This window comes from Rosenbergiella metrosideri (assembly GCF_022602565.1).
GTDB lineage: Bacteria > Pseudomonadota > Gammaproteobacteria > Enterobacterales > Enterobacteriaceae > Rosenbergiella > Rosenbergiella metrosideri.
This window is the reverse complement of sequence record NZ_JALBCV010000049.1, coordinates 1-625: the sequence shown is the minus strand read 5'-3', so window position 1 is coordinate 625 and position 625 is coordinate 1. Positions and strand designations below refer to the sequence as shown.

The 625-nt window shown below is 45.1% G+C and carries 2 protein-coding genes; both read right to left on the bottom strand.

Translation table 11 applies throughout. From position 1 onward, the window contains the following. Positions 1-3: 3 nt before the first annotated feature. Positions 4-339, bottom strand: a complete 336-nt coding sequence (locus MKR94_RS16420) for a phage protein NinX family protein (RefSeq protein WP_241647884.1) — start codon at positions 337-339, stop codon at positions 4-6. Then, a complete protein-coding gene (locus tag MKR94_RS16415) occupies positions 336-587 on the bottom strand; it encodes a hypothetical protein (protein WP_241647883.1) in 252 nt (83 codons plus the stop codon). The genes MKR94_RS16420 and MKR94_RS16415 overlap by 4 nt, the downstream gene beginning before the upstream one ends. Positions 588-625: the final 38 nt, after the last annotated feature.

Here is a 625-nt window from a genome sequence, read left to right as displayed (position 1 = left end):
TCATCACTCACCGCCTTTCATCATGAGGAATACAATGCAGATAGCTCGGAGCGGGTTCTGATGGTGGTGTTCGAGATATTCAATCTCAAATCCGTCATTAACGTCTTCATCTGACTCAGTATGTTCGGCCATCCAACCTTCACCAAACCGTGGCGCGTGAATACTTATCTTATGTTCTTGAGCTATCTTCCCTGCATTAGCCCATGAGTTGCAGTAGCTTATCCCGCGCTCCCATGCTCGACGCAAATCAGCGTCCTTGGTAAAAACATCCTTACCGAATATTGCTTGGAATACTGCAATGTCAATACTCCGGTCACTCATCTCTTGGTAATTCATCATTTAAGGCATCCCCATAGTTCAACTGTCTGCTCGCGGCGTTCCTGCAAATCCTTAGCGGTGATGCAAGGCGATATACAATCTGCAAAGATAATCTCACCTTCCAGTGACTCGACCCATCGCCAGCCTTGGAATATCGAGATAGATATTTTCCCCGGCACTTCTTTCGGGAATTGCTCTACGTTTTTTAGCAGGTACTCCATAGCGTCTTCACGGAAAACTGAGTATTTGTAATTAATATTTGGTGTCATATCCCTCTCCTACTGACATAAAAAAACCGCTTTAAGCG

What these genes read in the sequence shown, in the direction of transcription:
- MKR94_RS16420 (WP_241647884.1), bottom strand. Translation starts at nt 339, where the DNA reads ATGATGAATTACCAAGAGATGAGTGACCGGAGTATTGACATTGCAGTA.
- MKR94_RS16415 (WP_241647883.1), bottom strand. Translation starts at nt 587, where the DNA reads ATGACACCAAATATTAATTACAAATACTCAGTTTTCCGTGAAGACGCT.